This window comes from Streptomyces poriferorum (assembly GCF_019399235.1).
Taxonomy (GTDB): domain Bacteria; phylum Actinomycetota; class Actinomycetes; order Streptomycetales; family Streptomycetaceae; genus Streptomyces; species Streptomyces poriferorum.
The window spans coordinates 1-16,977 of sequence record NZ_JAELVH010000134.1 but is presented as its reverse complement, the minus strand read 5'-3'; the positions used below and the strand labels follow the sequence as shown (position 1 = coordinate 16,977).

At 70.5% G+C, this 16,977-nt stretch carries 15 protein-coding genes and 1 pseudogene; 6 read left to right on the top strand and 10 right to left on the bottom strand.

The annotated features are described in order from the left end of the window. A pseudogene (locus JGS39_RS22655) lies at positions 1 to 1,235 on the top strand (tetratricopeptide repeat protein); the annotation flags it as partial. A 234-nt stretch (positions 1,236 to 1,469) separates the two neighbouring features. Here JGS39_RS22655 and JGS39_RS22650 read toward each other — a convergent pair. Continuing rightward, entirely contained in the window at positions 1,470 to 3,281 is a 1,812-nt protein-coding gene (locus tag JGS39_RS22650; RefSeq protein WP_219571214.1) for an NHL domain-containing thioredoxin family protein, read from the bottom strand. 64 nt (positions 3,282 to 3,345) lie between these two features. Here JGS39_RS22650 and JGS39_RS22645 point away from each other — a divergent pair, with 64 nt between their 5' ends. Further along, positions 3,346 to 3,837, top strand: a complete 492-nt coding sequence (locus JGS39_RS22645) for an LURP-one-related/scramblase family protein (protein ID WP_219571213.1) — start codon at positions 3,346 to 3,348, stop codon at positions 3,835 to 3,837. Positions 3,838 to 3,919: 82 nt separating this feature from the next. On the opposite strand, the gene JGS39_RS22640 is transcribed toward JGS39_RS22645, so the two are convergent. Further along, positions 3,920 to 4,720 (bottom strand): carbon-nitrogen family hydrolase, encoded by an 801-nt coding sequence (locus JGS39_RS22640; RefSeq protein WP_219571212.1) that lies wholly within the window; start codon positions 4,718 to 4,720, stop codon positions 3,920 to 3,922. 176 nt (positions 4,721 to 4,896) lie between these two features. Here JGS39_RS22640 and JGS39_RS22635 point away from each other — a divergent pair, with 176 nt between their 5' ends. Continuing rightward, positions 4,897 to 5,721: a maleylpyruvate isomerase family mycothiol-dependent enzyme gene (locus tag JGS39_RS22635; protein WP_219571211.1), complete on the top strand. Its 825-nt coding sequence runs from the start codon at positions 4,897 to 4,899 to the stop codon at positions 5,719 to 5,721. A 152-nt stretch (positions 5,722 to 5,873) separates the two neighbouring features. Here the strand turns inward: JGS39_RS22635 and JGS39_RS22630 are convergent, their stop codons facing one another. Further along, positions 5,874 to 7,184: an MFS transporter gene (locus tag JGS39_RS22630; RefSeq protein ID WP_219571210.1), complete on the bottom strand. Its 1,311-nt coding sequence runs from the start codon at positions 7,182 to 7,184 to the stop codon at positions 5,874 to 5,876. Next, positions 7,181 to 7,855 (bottom strand): GntR family transcriptional regulator, encoded by a 675-nt coding sequence (locus JGS39_RS22625; RefSeq protein WP_219571209.1) that lies wholly within the window; start codon positions 7,853 to 7,855, stop codon positions 7,181 to 7,183. The genes JGS39_RS22630 and JGS39_RS22625 overlap by 4 nt, the downstream gene beginning before the upstream one ends. A gap of 223 nt (positions 7,856 to 8,078) precedes the next feature. On the opposite strand from JGS39_RS22625, the gene JGS39_RS22620 reads away from it, so the two are divergent. After that, on the top strand, positions 8,079 to 8,993 hold the full coding sequence (locus JGS39_RS22620; RefSeq protein ID WP_219571208.1) for a D-alanyl-D-alanine carboxypeptidase family protein: 915 nt from the start codon (positions 8,079 to 8,081) through the stop codon (positions 8,991 to 8,993). Positions 8,994 to 9,104: 111 nt separating this feature from the next. Here JGS39_RS22620 and JGS39_RS22615 read toward each other — a convergent pair whose 3' ends face one another. Further along, positions 9,105 to 9,998 carry an NADP-dependent oxidoreductase gene (locus tag JGS39_RS22615; protein WP_219571207.1) on the bottom strand — a complete coding sequence of 298 codons (894 nt, stop codon included), beginning with the start codon at positions 9,996 to 9,998 and terminating at the stop codon, positions 9,105 to 9,107. Between the two features lie 70 nt (positions 9,999 to 10,068). On the opposite strand from JGS39_RS22615, the gene JGS39_RS22610 reads away from it, so the two are divergent. Beyond that, on the top strand, positions 10,069 to 10,644 hold the full coding sequence (locus JGS39_RS22610; protein WP_219571206.1) for a TetR/AcrR family transcriptional regulator: 576 nt from the start codon (positions 10,069 to 10,071) through the stop codon (positions 10,642 to 10,644). Between the two features lie 16 nt (positions 10,645 to 10,660). Here JGS39_RS22610 and JGS39_RS22605 read toward each other — a convergent pair whose 3' ends face one another. Beyond that, on the bottom strand, positions 10,661 to 11,842 hold the full coding sequence (locus JGS39_RS22605) for a serine hydrolase domain-containing protein (RefSeq protein ID WP_219571205.1): 1,182 nt from the start codon (positions 11,840 to 11,842) through the stop codon (positions 10,661 to 10,663). Positions 11,843 to 12,246: 404 nt separating this feature from the next. Here JGS39_RS22605 and JGS39_RS22600 point away from each other — a divergent pair, with 404 nt between their 5' ends. Continuing rightward, on the top strand, positions 12,247 to 13,125 hold the full coding sequence (locus JGS39_RS22600) for a D-alanyl-D-alanine carboxypeptidase family protein (RefSeq protein WP_371930591.1): 879 nt from the start codon (positions 12,247 to 12,249) through the stop codon (positions 13,123 to 13,125). 92 nt (positions 13,126 to 13,217) lie between these two features. On the opposite strand, the gene JGS39_RS22595 is transcribed toward JGS39_RS22600, so the two are convergent. The 4 genes from JGS39_RS22595 to JGS39_RS22580 form a co-directional block, all read right to left on the bottom strand. Next, the gene (locus JGS39_RS22595; protein WP_219571203.1) at positions 13,218 to 13,895 is read right to left on the bottom strand and encodes a DUF4232 domain-containing protein; all 678 of its coding nucleotides are present in this window, start codon (positions 13,893 to 13,895) and stop codon (positions 13,218 to 13,220) included. A 299-nt stretch (positions 13,896 to 14,194) separates the two neighbouring features. Then, the gene (locus JGS39_RS22590; protein WP_308120608.1) at positions 14,195 to 15,511 is read right to left on the bottom strand and encodes a S41 family peptidase; all 1,317 of its coding nucleotides are present in this window, start codon (positions 15,509 to 15,511) and stop codon (positions 14,195 to 14,197) included. A gap of 151 nt (positions 15,512 to 15,662) precedes the next feature. Next, entirely contained in the window at positions 15,663 to 15,842 is a 180-nt protein-coding gene (locus JGS39_RS22585) for a DUF397 domain-containing protein (RefSeq protein WP_148019804.1), read from the bottom strand. After that, on the bottom strand, positions 15,839 to 16,693 hold the full coding sequence (locus JGS39_RS22580; RefSeq protein WP_148019803.1) for a DUF5753 domain-containing protein: 855 nt from the start codon (positions 16,691 to 16,693) through the stop codon (positions 15,839 to 15,841). The genes JGS39_RS22585 and JGS39_RS22580 overlap by 4 nt, the downstream gene beginning before the upstream one ends. Positions 16,694 to 16,977: the final 284 nt, after the last annotated feature.

Here is a 16,977-nt window from a genome sequence, read left to right as displayed (position 1 = left end):
TGGCCGACGAGCGGAGCCGGCTGACGTATCTCGCCGTGGAGGACACCGGGGTCTCCGCCGCGCTGCGGCTGACCGTGCAGCAGCTGCCGCCGGACGCCGTCCGCCACTTCACCCGGCTCGGCCACCACCCGGGCAGCCACTTCGACCCGTACACGGCCGCCGCGCTCGCCGGCAGCGACCCGGTCGTCGCCGCGGCCGCCCTGGAACGGCTCGCCGCCGCCCATCTGGTCACCGAGGCCGGGCCCGGGCGCTGGATACTGCACGATCTGGTGCGGCTCTACGCCCGCGGGCTCGATCCCGCGGCCGGGCCGGACGCGCTCCTCGGCGTGCTCGACCACTACATCGCCACCGCGCTGGCCGCCGCGGACACCGCCGAACCCGGCGGTGAGCCCTGCTTCGTGCTGCCGGACGGCTTCCACCGGCCCGCCGCCGTAAGGGACTTCACCGGCCGGGACGCGGCGATGAACTGGCTCGCGGCCGAGCGCGAGGACCTCGCCCTGGCCGCTGCCGCCGCCCGTACCGCAGGGCTCGAGGACCGGGCCTGGCGGATCATCCTGCTCCAGTGGCCGCACGTGGTGTGGCGGGCGCGGGACGGCTGGGCCCCGATGCTGGAGCTGGCCCTGGCCGCGGCGGTCGCTCGGAGCGATCCGTACGCCGAGTCCCGGGTGCGCAATCTGCTGGGCTGGGTGCTGTCGGAGGAGGGCAGGACCAGCGAGGCCGTGGCCCTTCTCGAGCCTTCACCCGGCCTCGCGCGGCAGGCCGGGGACCGGCTCGGCGAGGCGACGGCCCTGATCAACCTGGCGATCGTCCAGGCCGAACAGGGCGGCCTCGACGTGGCGATGGAGGGCTGCGGCCGCGCGCTGGAGCTGGCCAGGAAGGAACCCGACGCGCACACCGAGATGCTCGCCCTCCAGCACCTCGCACGCATGCAGCTCACCGCGGGACGCCCGCAGGACGCCCTGGACTCCACCCGCGCCGCCTTCGAGCTGGGACCCGAGCACGAGGAAGCGGCCCGCCGGGTACTCCTGACGACCGTCAGCGGCGAGGCGCGGCTCGCCCTGGGCGCGGAGGACGAGGGGGTCCTGCTGCTGGACCTGGCGGCCACGGAGGCCGAGCGGGCCGGGTACGACGTGGGCGCGGTACGGGCCCTGGAGGCGCTGCTGCGGGTCACCGCGGGGCCGGAGTACGTGCGGCGGTACGAGGAAGCGGTCCGGCGGCTCGCCGACGGCGGGTGACGACGGCCGGGACGGACGACGGGTGACGACCGCCGGGACGGACAGCGGCTGAAGGAGGCCGGGACGGACGACGGGTGAAGGCCCGCTGCGGCCGACGGCGAGGGCCGGACCGCCGGGACGGACGGCGGTGGTCCCGCGTGCCCGTCCCGGCCGACGTGCTCTCAGCCCTGCTCGTCCATCAACGAGGCTGCCCCTCTCTCAGCCCTGCTCGTCCATCACCCCGCCGGCCCTCTCTCAGCCCTGCTCGTCCATGCCCGCGAGCACCAGCGGCAGCCGCGAGGTGCCCTCGGCGGTCACGGTGACGGGGACGCCCCAGTCCTGCTGGTGGACGTGGCAGGCCGGGTACTCGTTCGCCGGGTCGTCGTCGCAGGACGCGGCCATCGCGGAGACGTGCAGGACGCCCTCGGTGACGCCGTCGGCGAGGACCAGGTCACGGAATAGGTCGGTGCCCGCCCCTTCGCCCGCGGCCAGCAGCTCCGGCGGCGTCGAGGAGACCAGCAGCCGGGTCGACGGCCCGTAGCGGGTGTCGAGCTTCTGGCCGGCGGGCGCCTGGAAGACCACGTCAAGCCGGAGCGTGCCCGGGGTGATCGCGGTCGCCGCGCGCTGGGTGCGGTGCGCCTGGTCGGCGACCCGTACCGCCTCCTCGGGCAGCCGCAGCCGGGTCAGCCGGTGCCGGGCGGACTCGACGACCACGAGGTCGCCGTCGACCAGCACGGCGTCACTGGGCTCGCGCAGGTCCGTGGCCAGCGTGGTGACCTCGTCGCTCGCCGGGTCGTAGCGGCGCAGGGCATGGTTGTACGTGTCGCAGACGGCGACGGACCCGTCCGGCAGCGCGGTGACGCCGAGCGGGTGCTGGAGCAGCGCCTGTGCGGCGGCTCCGTCGCGGTGGCCGAAGTCGAAGAGCCCGGTACCCACGGCGGTGTGCACGGCGCCATCGAGGTCGACATAGCGCAGGGAGGACGTCTCCGAGTCGGCGACCCACAGCCGTTCCCCGGTCGCGGCGAGCCCGGACGGCTGGGCGAACCAGGCCTCCGCACCCGGTCCGTCGACCAGACCTTCGTTGGTGGTGCCGGCCGCGACCCGGACGGTGCCGGCCTCGGGGTCGTACGTCCACAGCTGGTGAACGCCCGCCATGGCGATCCACAGCCGGCCGTCGAACCAGGCGACGTCCCACGGCGAGGAGAGGTCGACCTCGCGGGCCGCGCCGCTGGTGGGGGCGCCCTGCCACCACTGGCGGCCGGTGCCCGCGAGGGTGGTCGTGACACCGGTGGTGAGGTCGAGGGCCCGGATCGCGTGGTTGACCGTGTCGGCGACGGCGATCCGTCCGTCGGGCAGCAGCGCCAGCCCCTGCGGCTCGCTGAACCTGACGTCGTCGGGCCCGCCGTCCACGAGGCCTCGCTCGCCCGACCCGAAGTGACGCCGCATGCTCTCGCCGTCCGCGTCCAGCTCGACCAGGCGGTGGCGGGTGGTGTCGGAGACCAGGAAGCCGCCGTCGGCGAGCAGCAGGGCCTTGCCGGGGAACCGCAGGTGCGTGGCCACCGGCTCGGGTGCCACATAGGGTCCGTCGCCGCGGCGCAGGGTGCCCTTCGCCGCGTGCTCGGCCTCCAGCTCCTCGACCAGCTTCTCGATGGCGTGGGCGTGGCCCTCGCCCGCGTGCTGGGCGACGACATAGCCCTCGGGGTCCACGACGACGAGCGTCGGCCAGGCGCGTACGGCGTACTGCTTCCAGGTGGCGAGCTCGGGGTCGTCCAGTACCGGGTGGTGGACCTCGTACCGCTCGACGGCGTCGACGACGGCCTGGTGCTCCGCCTCGTGGACGAACTTCGGCGAGTGCACGCCGATGATCACCACGGTGTCGCGGTGCTTCTCCTCCAGCTCGCGCAGCTCATCGAGGACATGCAGACAGTTCACACAGCAGAAGGTCCAGAAATCCAAGATCACAATGCGCCCTCGCAGGTCAGCGAGGGTGTACTGCCGGTCGCCTGTATTGAGCCAGCCGCCCTTGCCGATCAGTTCGGGGGCCCTGACGCGCGCACGTGTTGCCATAGGAACAGTCAACCCCAACGTGGCGTCCGCGCATTCCGCAGGGGGCTCGGGGAACCTGTGAGCCATGAGACTTCTCGTGCGTGAGCGACTGTTCGGCATCGGCGACGACTACTGGATCGAGGACACCGACGGCCGCAAGGTCTTCCTCGTCGACGGCAAGGCCATGCGGGTGCGCGACACCTTCGAGCTGAAGGACGCGCAGGGCAGGATCATCGTCGAGATCCGGCAGAAGCTGCTCAGCCTGCGCGACACGATGCTCATCGAGCGGGACGGCAAGCAGCTCGCGAAGGTCAAGCGCAAGCGGCTGTCGCTGCTGCGCAACCACTACCGGGTGACGCTGGTGGACGGGACCGAGCTCGACGTCAGCGGCAAGATCCTGGACCGCGAGTTCGCCGTGGACTACGACGGGGAGCTGCTGGCCCAGATCTCGCGCCGCTGGCTGACCGTGCGGGACACGTACGGGATCGACATCGTGCGCGAGGACGCCGACGCGGGCCTGCTGATCGCGGTGGCCGTGTGCGTGATCGTGCTCGCGGAGAAGGAACACGAGGACTGAGCGGGAGGGCCGAGAGGGAGGGCCGAGAGGGAGGGCCGAGAGGCACGGTGCCTGTTTCACGTGAAACAGGCACCTCCCCCGGTCAGCCCAGTGGTGCGGGCGGCGCCAGTCCCAGCCGGCGGTCCTTGAGCGCGGGGAACTGCTCCCGGGTGGTGGCGACCTTGGCCGGGTCGAACTCCACCGTCAGCACCTCCTCGTCCGCGCCCGCCTCGGCGAGCACCTCGCCCCACGGGTCGACGACGATGCTGTGCCCCGCCTGCGGAACCCCGGCGTGGGTACCGGCGCAGCCGACGGCCAGGACGTACGCCTGGTTCTCCACGGCCCGGGCCTGGGCCAGCAGCGTCCAGTGGGCGCGGCGGCGCTCCGGCCAGCCGGCCGCGACGACGAGGGTCTCGGCGCCGGCGTCGACGAGCCCGCGGAACAACTCGGGGAAGCGCAGGTCGTAGCAGGTGGCGAGGCCGATGGTGGTCTGCGGCAGGGCGAGGGTCACCAGCTCGTCGCCGGCGCCCATCATGACCGCCTCGCCCTGGTCGAAGCCGAAGCGGTGGATCTTGCGGTAGGCCGCGGCCCGCTCGCCCTCGGGCGTGAAGACGAGCGTGGTGTTGTAGAGCGTGCCGTCGGCGTCACGTTCGACGAAGGACCCCGCGTGCAGCCAGACCCCGGCATCGGCGGCGGCCTTGGCCATCGCCTCGTGCGTGGGGCCGTGCAGCGGTTCGGCCTCGTCCTCGAACTCCGTGTAGGCGAAGGCTCCGACAGGCCAGAGCTCGGGCAGGACCACCAGGTCCGCACCCCGCTGGGCCGCGATGAGTGAAGCCGCGCGTTCCCTGCGGGACTGCACGGATTCTTCCGGGTCTACTGCGATCTGGATGAGGGAGGCGCGCACACTACCACCGTCCTGGCATTCGAGCCGTCAACACGGGCCTACGATCGTCACACGAAAGCACTGCCGGGGTGCCTGCTCGCAGCGTAACTTAGCCACCGAACCTCATCGCCGCTCGCAGCCCGCCTTCCGCACCCAGCTCGCCAGCCCATGCACCGCAGAACCGCACGAGGGGTCCCGTGACCGTCCATCCCAGCCTCCAGACCTACGCCGACGCCTGGACCCACTCCATCGAGTCGATAGCCGAGCTGGTGAGCCCGCTCACCGAGGGGGAGTGGAACGGCCGTACGCCATGCCCCAACTGGTCGGTGCGCGACATCGTCTCGCACATCATCGGCATGGAGTGCGAGCAGCTCGGCGATCCGCGTCCCATCCACACGCTTCCGCGTGATCTCTTCCATGTGCAGAGCGAATTCGCCCGCTACATGGAGATGCAGGTCGACGTCCGGCGCCACCACACCGCACCGGAGATGACCTCCGAGCTGGAGTACACGATCATCCGCCGGGCCCGTCAGCTGCGCAACGAGACGCGTGACCCGGAGACCATGACGCGGGCGCCGCTCGGTGCCGAGCAGACCCTCGAACTGGCGCTGCGGATGCGCGCCTTCGACGTCTGGATCCATGAGCAGGATCTGCGGACGGCGCTGGGCAAGCCCGGCAACCTGGATTCGCCCGGCTCCGCGGTCGTCCGGGACACGCTGCTTCTGTCGCTGCCGAAGGTCGTGGCCAAGGACGCGGGCGCACCGCCCAACTCGGCGGTCGTGCTGGATGTCCACGGCCCGGTGGAGTTCCTGCGCACCATCAGGGTCGACGCGGAGGGCCGCGGTTCGGTGGACGGCGCGCCCTCGCTCGGTCCCCTGGTGACGCTGGCGATGGACTGGGAGACGTACGTACGCCTCGCCTGCGGGCGGGTGCGGCCGGGTGTCGTCGCGGACCGGATCAAGGCCGAGGGCGATCAGGACCTGGCCGCCGCGATCCTGCAGAACTTCGCCGTCACCCCGTAGCCACGGCACACCGGTGCGCCCGCCCCGCGGAGGGGACGGGCGCACCGCCGTTTCCGGGACGGGGCGGGCACGAGCACGGCGGACGGGCGGGCGCACGCGCGGCGGTCACGCGGGAAACGAGCCCGGCGGACGGGCGGGCGCACGCGCGGCGGTCACGCGGGCACGTGCACGGCCTCCACGCGGCTGATCACATGGTGCTCGCGCTCCCGGTGCGCGGCCCTCAGCCGTAGCCGCAGGATCTGTACGACGCCGAGCGCCTCCAGGACGAAGACCGAGGCGAACGCGATGCGGTAGTTGTCGCCGGTCGCGTCCAGCAGCACACCGACGGCGAACAACGTGGTCATGGAGGCGACGAAGCCGCCCATGTTGACGATGCCCGACGCCGTGCCCTGGCGCTCCGGCGGGTTGGCCGGGCGGGCGAAGTCGAAGCCGATCATCGAGGCGGGCCCGCAGGCGCCGAGCACCACGCACAGGGTGATCAGCAGCCACATCGGCGCATGGTCCCCGGGGTGGAGGATGGCCGACGCCCACAGCAGGGCCGTCATGCCGACCGTCCCCAGGGCGAGCGGGATCCGGGCCGCGTGGTGGCGGGCGATGACCTGCCCGTAGACGAGGCCCACGGCCATGTTGGAGAGCACCACCAGTGTGAGCAGCTCCCCCGCGGTCCCCCGGCTCAGCCCCTGGTCCTCCACCAGGAACGGCATGCCCCACAGCAACAGGAACACCATGGCCGGGAACTGCGTCGTGAAGTGCACCCACATGCCGAGCCGGGTGCCGGGCTCCCGCCAGGCGGCGGCGATCTGCTTGCGCACGTACGTCGCACCGGCGTGCTCGGTGGGAGGCGGCTCGAACCCCTCGGGGTGGTCCTTCAGGAAGAGCAGGAGCAGCACCAGCACCACGACTCCGGCCAGCGAGCTGCCGACGAAGGTGGTGGTCCAGCCGAGGCCGTGCAGGGACCGGGCGATGACCAGCGTGGAGACGAGGTTGCCCGCCATGCCGAAGAGGGCGGCGACCTGTCCGATCAGCGGGCCGCGCCGGGCCGGGAACCAGCGGGCCCCCAGCCGCAGCACGCTGATGAACGTCATCGCGTCGCCGCAGCCCAGCAGGGCGCGGGAGGCCAGCGCACTGCCGTACGAGGGGGAGAGCGCGAAGCCGAGCTGGCCGAGGGTGAACAGGACGGCCCCGATGGCGAGCACCTTCTTGGTGCCGAGCCGGTCGACCATCAGGCCGACGGGTATCTGCATGCCCGCGTAGACGAGCAGCTGGAGGATGGAGAAGGTGGACAGTGCCGAGGCGTTGACGTCGAAGCGCTCGGCGGCGTCGAGTCCCGCGACACCCAGGCTGGTACGGAAGATGATCGCGACGAAGTAGACGGCGACACCGATGCCCCACACCCGGGCGGCGCGCCGGCCGCCGGGCGGATCACCGGGCAGGGACAGGGTGGGAGCGGCGGCGGAACTCACCGGTCCTCACCCCTGACCAGCACCTTGACCCGGCTGACATGGCGGCGCACGACCTGCGCGGCACCGTCCGCGTCACCGGCCCTGATCGCCTCCAGCAGCTCGCCGTGCTCGGTGATGTTGGCGGCGATCCTGCCGGGGTGGGACTCCATGACCGCGACCCCCATCCGCAACTGCCGGTCGCGCAGCTGGTCGTAGAGGCGGGACAGGATCTCGTTGCCCGCGTGGCGGACGATCTCGGCGTGGAAGCAGCGGTCCTTCACGGAGACGGCGGCCAGGTCCCCGGCCTCGGACAACTGCCGCTGCTCCTCAAGGAGCTCTTCCAGCCGGGCGATCAGCTTCGCCGAGGCGGGCACCGCCTTGCGTACGGCGAACTCCTCGACGAGCAGCCGGGTCTCCACGACGTCGGCGATCTCCTGCGCGGAGACGGCGAGCACGAGGGCGCCCTTCTTCGGGTAGAGCTTGATCAGCCCTTCGACCTCCAGCCGCAGCAGCGCCTCACGCACGGGCGTACGGGAGACCCCCACGGCGTCGGCGAGGTCGCCCTCGGTCAGGAGCGTCCCGCCCTCGTAGCGGCGGTTCAGGACCGCGTCCTTGATGTGGGTGTAGACGCGCTCGGCGGCGGGGAGCCGCTTCGCGGGCGGGCGGACGGGGGACGCGGCTGGAGCAGGCATGCGCACAGCATAGATACAACATGCACGCAAGCGTGAACCCTTCCACGATGCGGACGGCGGCTCCCCTGCCCCGCCTATGCCGACCCCCTATCCGGAATCCGGGCCACCGGATGTCCTACAAAATCACCCTCTCGCACGCCACAACCATTTGCGCGCCCCATCGGTCTCATCAGCGCGCGGCACCCCCATGTAGCCGCATTCCAGGGGCCTTTGGAGCGTCAACTTGAAATTCGGCATTCAACGCGTCAGGCGCGTTTCCGTAGCCGCCACGGTGGCAGTCACCACAGGCGCCGTCATCGCGGGCGGCGCATTCGCCTCGACGGCACAGGCCGCCGGGCCGCCGGTTCCGACGATCGTCGCCAAGGGCGGCTTCGTGATGAACAACGCCACGGGGAAGACCTTGTTCACCAAGGCCGCGGACACCCGTCGTTCCACCGGGTCCACGACGAAGATCATGACCGCCCGGGTGGTGCTGGCCCAGAAGGGCCTCAACCTGGACTCCAAGGTCACGGTCCAGAAGGCGTACAGCGACTACATCGTCGCCAAGGGCGCATCCTCTGCCCGCCTCATCGTGGGCGACAAGGTCACGGTCCGTCAGCTGCTCTACGGTCTGATGCTGCCGTCCGGCTGCGACGCCGCGTACGCGCTCGCCGACAAATTCGGCGCCGGCTCCACGCGCGCGGCGCGGGTGAAGTCGTTCATCGGCAAGATGAACTCCACGGCCAAGACCCTCGGCATGACGAACACGCACTTCGACTCGTTCGACGGCATAGACAACGGGTCCAACTACTCGACCCCGCGCGACCTGACGAAGCTCGCGAGCAGCGCGATGAAGTACTCCACGTTCCGCACGGTCGTGAAGACGAAGTCGACGAAGCAGAAGGTCGCCACGAATACCGGCGGTTCCCGCTACATGTCGTGGACCAACACCAACAAGCTGCTGGGCACCTACAGCGGTGCGATCGGCGTGAAGACCGGCTCCGGCCCGACGGCCAAGTACTGCCTGGTCTTCGCCGCGACCCGTCATGGCAAGACCGTCATCGGCGCGGTCCTGACCTCCACCTCGGAGGCGACCCGCACGGCGGACGCGAAGAAGCTCATGGACTACGGCCTCGCGAGGTATCTCAGCCGGGCGTGACGCAGGTGCCCGGCGTGCGTTCACCGCATACGCCGGGCACCTTCGCGTGCCGGACCCGCAGGCCGGCACGCGCGCGAGGTCCCCGCAGACATGGTCGGCGCACTGATCCGGTCAGACGACCATGACCCGGCGCCCGCGCGTGTGGCCCGCCTGGCTGTCGATGTGCGCCTCCGCGGCCTCGGCGAGCGTGTACGACTTCTCGACGGGGATGCGGAGCTTCCCCCGCGCGATGAGACGGGCGGCCTCGGCGAGCGCGTCCGGCACGCTCCCGGCCACGCCGGAGAAGCGGACACCGGACACGGGCGCGCCGAGATCGGCGATGGAGACGACCCTCCGGGGATCCCCCGTCAGCTCGACGAGCTCACGGATCACTCCCGAACCGGCCAGGTCGAGAGCGGCGTCGACCCGGCCGAGCCGCCGCACCCGCTCGGTCCAGCCCTCGCCGTACGTGGTGGCGAGGGCGCCCAGGCCCCGCAGGTAGTCCTGGTTCGAAGCACCGCCCGTGCCGATCACCGTGATGCCGCGGTCACGGGCGATCTGCAGCACCGCTGACCCGACTCCGCCGGACGCCCCGCTGACCAGCAACGTCTGCCCGGGCAGGACACCGACCTCGCGGATGACGCGCAGCGCGGTCTCCACCACGGAGGGGTACCCGGCCGCCTCCTCGAACGTCAGCCCCTCGGGCATCCGGGCCCAGGCGGACAGGACGGCGAACTCGGCGTACGTGCTGGAGCCTTCGCCGAACACCCGGTCGCCGACCTCGACCCCGTCCACGCCCTCCCCGATCTCGTCCACGATCCCGGCGGCGTCCAGCCCCACACCGGCGGGCAACTCGGTCGGATGGGCGCCCAGCACCTGCCCTTCACGGACCCGCCAGTCGACGGGGTTCACGCCCGCCGCCCGCACGGCAACGCGTATCCGGCCGGGGCCCGCGTGGGGCTCCTCGGCATCGATGAGTTGCAGAACGTCCGGACCGCCGAACTCGGCGAAGCTAACTTTCTTCATGCGGAGGAACGTAACACTAACGGTTAGCTTTTTGGAACGGTGAGGATTTCCTACCTGCTAGCGTCACCGTATGACCGTTGAGTCCGGACGCCGTGAGCGCAAGAAGGCCGCGACCCGCCAGAAGATCGCCGACACCGCCCTGCGGCTCTTCCTGGAACGCGGGTACGACACGGTGGGCATCCGTGACGTGGCCGCCGAGGCGGATGTGGCCGTCACCACGCTCTTCTCCCACTTCGCCTCCAAAGAGGCCCTGGTGTTCGAGCAGGACACGGCCTTCGAGCAGCGCCTCACCGAGGCGGTCACCGGCCGGGCCCCGCACGAACCGCTCCTGCCCGCGCTGCGCCATGAGATCCACGCCCTGGTGCGCCACTGCACGGCGGACGGCAACGCCCCGATCTGGGACATGGTCGTCGGGTCCCCCGCCCTGCGGGAGTACGAGGAATCGATGCGGCTGCGCCATGCGGAGACACTGGCGGCGGCCATCGCCGCCGATCCTGACCTGGGACGGACCACAACGGCCTGCCGGACGATCGCGAGGTTCGTGGTCGACGCGTATGCGCTGTCCCGTGAGACACCCGATCCGCAGGCCGCTGTGGACGAGATCTTCGAAATGATCGAGGCGGCGTGGAGCGCCACCTCCCCTTAGCCGGCCCGCCCCTCCCTTAGCCGGCCCGCCCCTCCCTGAGGGGGGCGGCACCGCACAGTTCCTGGTCCACGAGCGTCCTCATGGCCTGCTGTGTGTCCGGGCCGCCCTCGCTCGTGGCGTACACGACGGCCGTCCTGGACCCGTCCCGGGTGATGCCCGCCCAGGTGCGGTAGCCGAGGAGTTCGCCCGGGTGCCCGTAGTAGGTGCCGCCGCAGGTCAACGGGATCTCGCCCAGCCCGAGTCCGTAACTGACGCCCATCCCGGGCGCGGCCACGGTGGCCGTCATCTCGGCCAGCTCCGCCGGTTCCAGGAGGCGGCCGCCGAGCAGCGCGCCGTAGAACCGGCTCAGATCGTGCGTGGTGCTGATCACGGCGCCGGATCCGATGGCCATGCTCGTGTTGAGCGCCGTGACATCGATGCCGGTGCCTGCGCCCGTGCCGAAGGCGGAGTAGGCGCGGGCGTGGGGACCGGGGATGAAGGGCGAGGTGCCGGGCGTGCTGGTACCGCTCAGGCCCAGCGGCCGGATGATCCGGTCCTCCACCTCCCGGTCCCAGCTCCGGCCGGTCACCTCGCGGATGATCATCGCGGCGAGAATGTAGTTGGTGTTGGAGTACGACCACGCGGCCTCGGCCGGCGCATCCTCCGAGCGCGCCATCGCCAGTCCCGCCAGTTCCTCCGGGGCATACGTACGGAACCGCTCGGCCCGGTACCCGCCGGCACTGTTCAACGCGGCGATCTCCGGCAGGACCTCAGGGATTCCGCTGGTGTGCTGCAACAGCTGCCGCACGGTGATCCGGCTGCCGTCGAGGCCGCTGCCCGCGACCACTCCCGGCAGCCACCGCTCGACGGTGTCCTCCAGGGACATGCGTCCCTCGCCGACGAGTTGCAGTACGACCGTGGCGGTGAACGTCTTGGTGGCGCTGCCGATCCGGAACCTGCCGCCCTGAGGCATCGGCCTCCCGGTGCCCCTCTCGGCCACCCCGGCCCGCGCGACGGCCCGTGTGCGGGTGCCCGGTGCGGTCACCTCGGCGGAGACCCCGACCACTCCGGTGTCATGGATCGCGTCCACCTGCCGCTGAAGCGGATCGGCGTGCTGCGCGTCCGCGACGGCCGGCATGCCGCCCGATGCGGCGAGGAGGAGTGCGGCGACACCGGTCAGGACGACCAGTCGTCGTCGGCTCCTTCGTAACACCTGCATGAGGGACCCCGTTTCTGCCCTCGCCCGCGGCCCTTCGCCGCCGGTTTCGAGGGTGGCGCCCATCCCACCAGGGAAGAGGGGTCCGGCCCATCCTGCCTGCCCCCGTCGCAAGGTGGCGCTGTCGTCAGGGCGGCCCCGGGGGCTGACCGGCGGCGCGACCTGGGGATTGCCCTCCCGACCACGCCCGAACCACCCGAGCCGCCGCACCGGCCGGCGCTGCCCATCGGGCCGGCCATTAGGGGTGACCGACTCGGCCGGTGACGCCGCCCGGATATCGCGAAAAATCCCCCCGCCTACGCCACAACCATTCCTCACCCCTGCACGTCTCACCCATGCGCGGCACCCCATGCAGCCGCATTCCATGGGCATTTGGAGCATTCAACTTGAAACTCGGCATTCAGCGCATGAAGCGCGTTTCGGCTACCGCCACGGTGGCTCTCACCGCAGGTGCCGTCATCGCGGGCGGCGCATTCGCCTCCACCGCACAGGCCGCCGCACCGCCGGTTCCGACGATCGTCGCCAAGGGCGGCTTCGTGATGAACAACGGCACCGGCAAGACGCTGTTCACCAAAGCCGCGGACACCCGTCGCTCCACCGGGTCCACGACGAAGATCATGACCGCCCGGGTGGTGCTGGCCCAGAAGGGCCTCAACCTGGACTCCAAGGTCACGGTCCAGAAGGCGTACAGCGACTACATCGTCGCCAAGGGGGGCTCCTCGGCCCGCCTCATCGTGGGCGACAAGGTCACGGTCCGTCAGCTGCTCTACGGTCTGATGCTCCCGTCCGGCTGCGACGCCGCCTACGCGCTCGCCGACAAGTTCGGCTCCGGCTCGACACGCGCGGCCCGGGTGAAGTCGTTCATCGGCAAGATGAACTCCACGGCCAAGACCCTCGGCCTGAAGAACACGCACTTCGACTCGTTCGACGGCATAAGCAACGGGTCCAACTACTCGACCCCGCGCGACCTGACGAAGCTCGCGAGCAGCGCGATGAAGTACTCCGCGTTCCGCGCAGTCGTGAAGACGAAGTCGACGAAGCAGAAGGTCACCACGAAGAGCGGTGGCTACCGCTACATGTCGTGGACCAACACCAACAAGCTGCTGGGCACCTACAGCGGCGCGATCGGCGTGAAGACCGGCTCCGGCCCGACGGCCAAGTACTGCCTGGTCTTCGCCGCCACCCGCAACGGCAAGACCGTCATCGGCACGGTCCTGACCTCCACCTCGGAGGCGACCCGCACCGCGGACGCGAAGAAGCTCATGGACTACGGCTTCAAGAAGTAGCCCGCTCCGGAGTGACGGAAGGAGGGGCCCCGCGGAAAGCGCGTGGGGCCCCTCCTTCCGTCCGGTCCGCCCGGCGCGCAGGTGCGTGCGGGTCAGCCGCCCTGGCCCGCGCTGCCGATCGGGCCCACCAGCACCGAGGAGCCGGAGCCGTCCGTGACCGGCAGCGAGCTGTTGCCCGGCCAGGCGAGAGTGACCGACTTCGTCTCGTTCGGCGGGGTCACCACCAGCCCCGTGATGCGGACGCCGGAGCCACCCGTCTCATTGAGCGGGTAGCTGACGTAGAAGTCGATCTCCTTGCCGTTCTTGAGGGTGTACGGGTCGCCGGGCTCACCCTTGCGCGTGGCGGAGATGTCCCCCGCGTTGGTCTTCAGGTCGACGCCCGCGAACCCGGAGATCACACAGTCGGCGCCGCTGCCGTTCGTCAGCGCCACCACGACGCTGCCATCGGGGTCGCCGTCGATGAAGCCGTCCTGCGCGGTGATCTCCAGCCCGTCGGTGGTGCACTTGGGAGCCGTGCCGTCCCCGGAACCGGAGCCGGAACCGGCGGGGTCGGCCGTGCCCTTGCCGTCGGAGCCGGTGCCGGATTCCTTGCCGCTGTCCTGATCCGAACCGCCCGAGCCCGAGCCTCCTCCCGCGGAGGAAGCGGCGGAGGCCGAGGAGGCGGGCGACGGGTCGCTCGCCGCCGCGCCGTCGTCACCGTTCTGGCAGGCGGTGAGCGAGAGACCGGCGGCGACTACCAGGGCGGCGAAGGTGATCCTGTGAGCGCGCATCATTTCTTCCTCAGCATCGGTGAACGGGACCGGCCGCTCCGTACGGGTCGGGTACGAGCGAGCGTTACTGACCACCATGAGCGGCGGGCCCGCCGCACCGTTCCGCCGAACCACCGCCTAAGACATGCCTGTTACACGTACAGGCCGGCGACTCACCCCTTCGCACCGGCTGCGCCGCTCCGGAACCCGCCGCCGGGCCTGCCCTGCGGCCACCTCCCGCCACGGTTCCGCACTCGTTCGACGCGGCCACCCGCTGGGACAGACCCGTAACCCGACACACCGGACCGGCACGTGGCGTCTCACGCCGGCTTCTGCTCCCGAAGCACGGCGACCGCCGCGTCGAAGGCCGAGTCGTGGTCCGTCGCGAACTCCTCCTCGGTGAAGACCGGTGTACGGATGTGGGGCGGGATACCCGCGCCGTCGAAGGTCCCTCCCCGGCGGGTGAGGAACTCCTCGTTCGGCAGCCAGACCGTCATGCCGCCCGGCAGGGTGCGGTCCAGGGTGTCGGAGAAGACGCCCTGCGTGTTCTCCCCGATGCGGACGGTCCGGCCGGGCCGGTCGATGAGGGCCTGGGTGAACGTCTCGCCCGCGCTGAACGTCGTCGCGGCCGTCAGCACGGCCACCGGACCGCCGTAGCGGGGGACGCCGCGTGCGGGCTTCACGGGGACGGGCTGCGGCCGGGTGTACTGGGTGCGCTTGCGGTAGGCGGTGTACGAGGAGTCGGTCAGGCGCCCGGCAAGGTGCAGGCCGAGGGCGTCCGCACCGCCGCCGTTGATCCGCAGGTCGATGACGAGTCCGGTGAGCGAGGCCGTGCGCTCGGCGGTGAACACGGTGTCCAGCGCCTTGTCGAGCTCGGCCAGCTCCGCGGCGTACGCATGCCCTTCCTCGCTGCTGTAACCGGCGAACCCGGACAGCCGCAGATAGCCCTGCCCGCCGGGCAGATCCGCGTAGCTGATCCGGCCGTTCGCGAACTCCCGCAGCGGCTCGCCGTCGAGGTCGCTCCGCACGATGTAGTCCTTGACCTTGGTGTCCAGATCACTGCCGATCACGGCCGTACCCGGACGGACCTGGGAGAAGCGCCGCTCGCCGTCGAAGACGGTGACGTGTGCGTCGTACAGCGGCTTCACCATCTCGCTGAAGAGGGTGAAGAGTTCGTCCCTGGACGTGTCGGCGTGCACCTTCGGCCGGTACGTGTCCCGTACGGCATGCCAGTCGATGCCCTTGGCGGCGAAGAACGGGTAGTTCTCCTCGAAGGACTGCCAGAAGACGTCGAACGTCGCCACCGGGTCGTCCTCGGCCGCGGGCTGCGCACATGCCGCCGGGAGCCTGCCCAGCCGGCGCAGTTCCCGGTACCCGGCCGAACCCGACAGCCGTAGCGTCCCGGACACCCGGACGGTGAGGAGCGTCCCGTCGCCGGACCTGTATACGCCCGGTGCCGTCTGCTTCGCCGGCTCGCCCTTGATGCAGCCCAGCGCGGTGGTCTGGTACTCCTGAAGCCGCCCGTGCGCGATCGACAGGACGGTGCCGTAGCCGTTCACCCGCCAGATGCCGTCGACGGCGGGCCGTGGCGCCGCGGCGGCGGGAACGATCGCCCCACCGGCAAGGGCCAGTGCCACGAGTGCGGTTGCCGCCTTGGAAATCCCGTGTCGCAAAGTGTTCCTCTCCCCGTACGCGATCTGCGTCAGGGGATCGACGATCGCGGACGGACCGTCGCGAGGACATCCAGCGGGCTGGTGGGTCGAGAGGGGGATACCCCCCGGTCTGCCCCTACGCCCTGCGCAGGCCGGCCTGGAAGGCGTGCCACGCGGTGGGGGCGAGGAGGAGGACGGGGCCATCGGCCCGCTTGGAGTCGCGGACGGCGACGGCGCCGGGGATGTTGCGCGCGACCTCGACGCACTCGCCGTTCGGCTCGCTGTAGCTGGACTTCGTGAAGCGGAAACTGGTCATTCGTTCATCCCTTTGGCGACGCTTTCGAGAAACCGCATTGAGTCGTACGGCGACAGGCTCATGGCGCAGGTGCGTGCGAATAGTTCGGTGTACGACGCACTCTCCTCCACACCCTCCACCCAGTTGGTGGTTCGTAGACCGTCCATGTGCACGACGTCCGTCGCGCCTTCCTCGGCGAACGTAAGAATATTGAAGGACCCACCACCGCAGGAATGCACCCCGGCCCTGAAGGGCAGGACCTGAACATCGATGGTGGGCCGTTCCGCCAGCTCGCGCAGATGTTCCAGCTGCTGACGCATGACCTGAGGCCCGCCGATCATCTGACGCAGCGCAGCCTCCCAGATCACCGCGTGTACTCGGAGCGGACTCGAACCACCCAGACGGTGCTGACGGCGCACGCGCACGTCCACGATGCGCTCGACCTCGTCGATCTCATCGGGAGAGACGGCTGCGACCGCCAGAGCCCTCATGTACTCGGGCGTCTGGAAAAGGCCTGGGATCAGCGCAAGTTGCCACGTACGTACCTTGATAGCCACGTCCTCCATGGCAATGTACTCCCGCAGATTTCCCGCAGTGAGCGAGCTGACCCACCAGCCCTTCGCCCTGCGTCGCTCCCGATCGAGCTTGGCCAACCGCAGAAGCCCCTGCACCACTTGAGGGTCTTCGACTTCGTACAGCCGGCATAGCGCAACTACGTCAGGATCCCGGAACGGCACCCAGCCCCGCTCCATCTTGGCGACCTTGGCCGCCTGGGCGCTGAGGGCATCCGCAGCCTGCGCCTGGTTGAGACCTGCAGCCTCTCGAAAGGCCAGCAGCTGACCACCCAACTGCCGCGCAAGGACGGTAGACACGCGATTCCCCAAGCCCGCATGCGCCTTTGACACCGTTCAACACCTCCCGTGTTCGAGACAGTCTGCATCGGTCGATCAGACCGCCACAATCACACTTGTGGGGAGAATTATCTCCGAGAGATTGTGCACACCTCGCCCGATCGCTACGTTCAGTACTCAGCAGGCCACCCAGCGACACTCCTGGGCGGAAGCGCACCGCCCTGCCCCGGCGCGGCATTGCCACCGCCCGCACCTCAACAGAGAGGCACGCGCCCATGAACGCAGCCCAAGAAGCCCCCGACCCA

Bases quoted from the DNA above. Each gene is read 5' to 3' on its own strand.
- JGS39_RS22625 (WP_219571209.1), bottom strand. From the start codon at position 7,855: ATGCCTGCTCCAGCCGCGTCCCCCGTCCGCCCGCCCGCGAAGCGGCTC.
- JGS39_RS22645 (WP_219571213.1), top strand. From the start codon at position 3,346: ATGAGACTTCTCGTGCGTGAGCGACTGTTCGGCATCGGCGACGACTAC.
- JGS39_RS22650 (WP_219571214.1), bottom strand. From the start codon at position 3,281: ATGGCAACACGTGCGCGCGTCAGGGCCCCCGAACTGATCGGCAAGGGC.
- JGS39_RS22605 (WP_219571205.1), bottom strand. From the start codon at position 11,842: ATGCAGGTGTTACGAAGGAGCCGACGACGACTGGTCGTCCTGACCGGT.
- JGS39_RS22610 (WP_219571206.1), top strand. From the start codon at position 10,069: ATGACCGTTGAGTCCGGACGCCGTGAGCGCAAGAAGGCCGCGACCCGC.
- JGS39_RS22595 (WP_219571203.1), bottom strand. From the start codon at position 13,895: ATGCGCGCTCACAGGATCACCTTCGCCGCCCTGGTAGTCGCCGCCGGT.
- JGS39_RS22615 (WP_219571207.1), bottom strand. From the start codon at position 9,998: ATGAAGAAAGTTAGCTTCGCCGAGTTCGGCGGTCCGGACGTTCTGCAA.
- JGS39_RS22600 (WP_371930591.1), top strand. From the start codon at position 12,247: ATGAAGCGCGTTTCGGCTACCGCCACGGTGGCTCTCACCGCAGGTGCC.
- JGS39_RS22585 (WP_148019804.1), bottom strand. From the start codon at position 15,842: ATGACCAGTTTCCGCTTCACGAAGTCCAGCTACAGCGAGCCGAACGGC.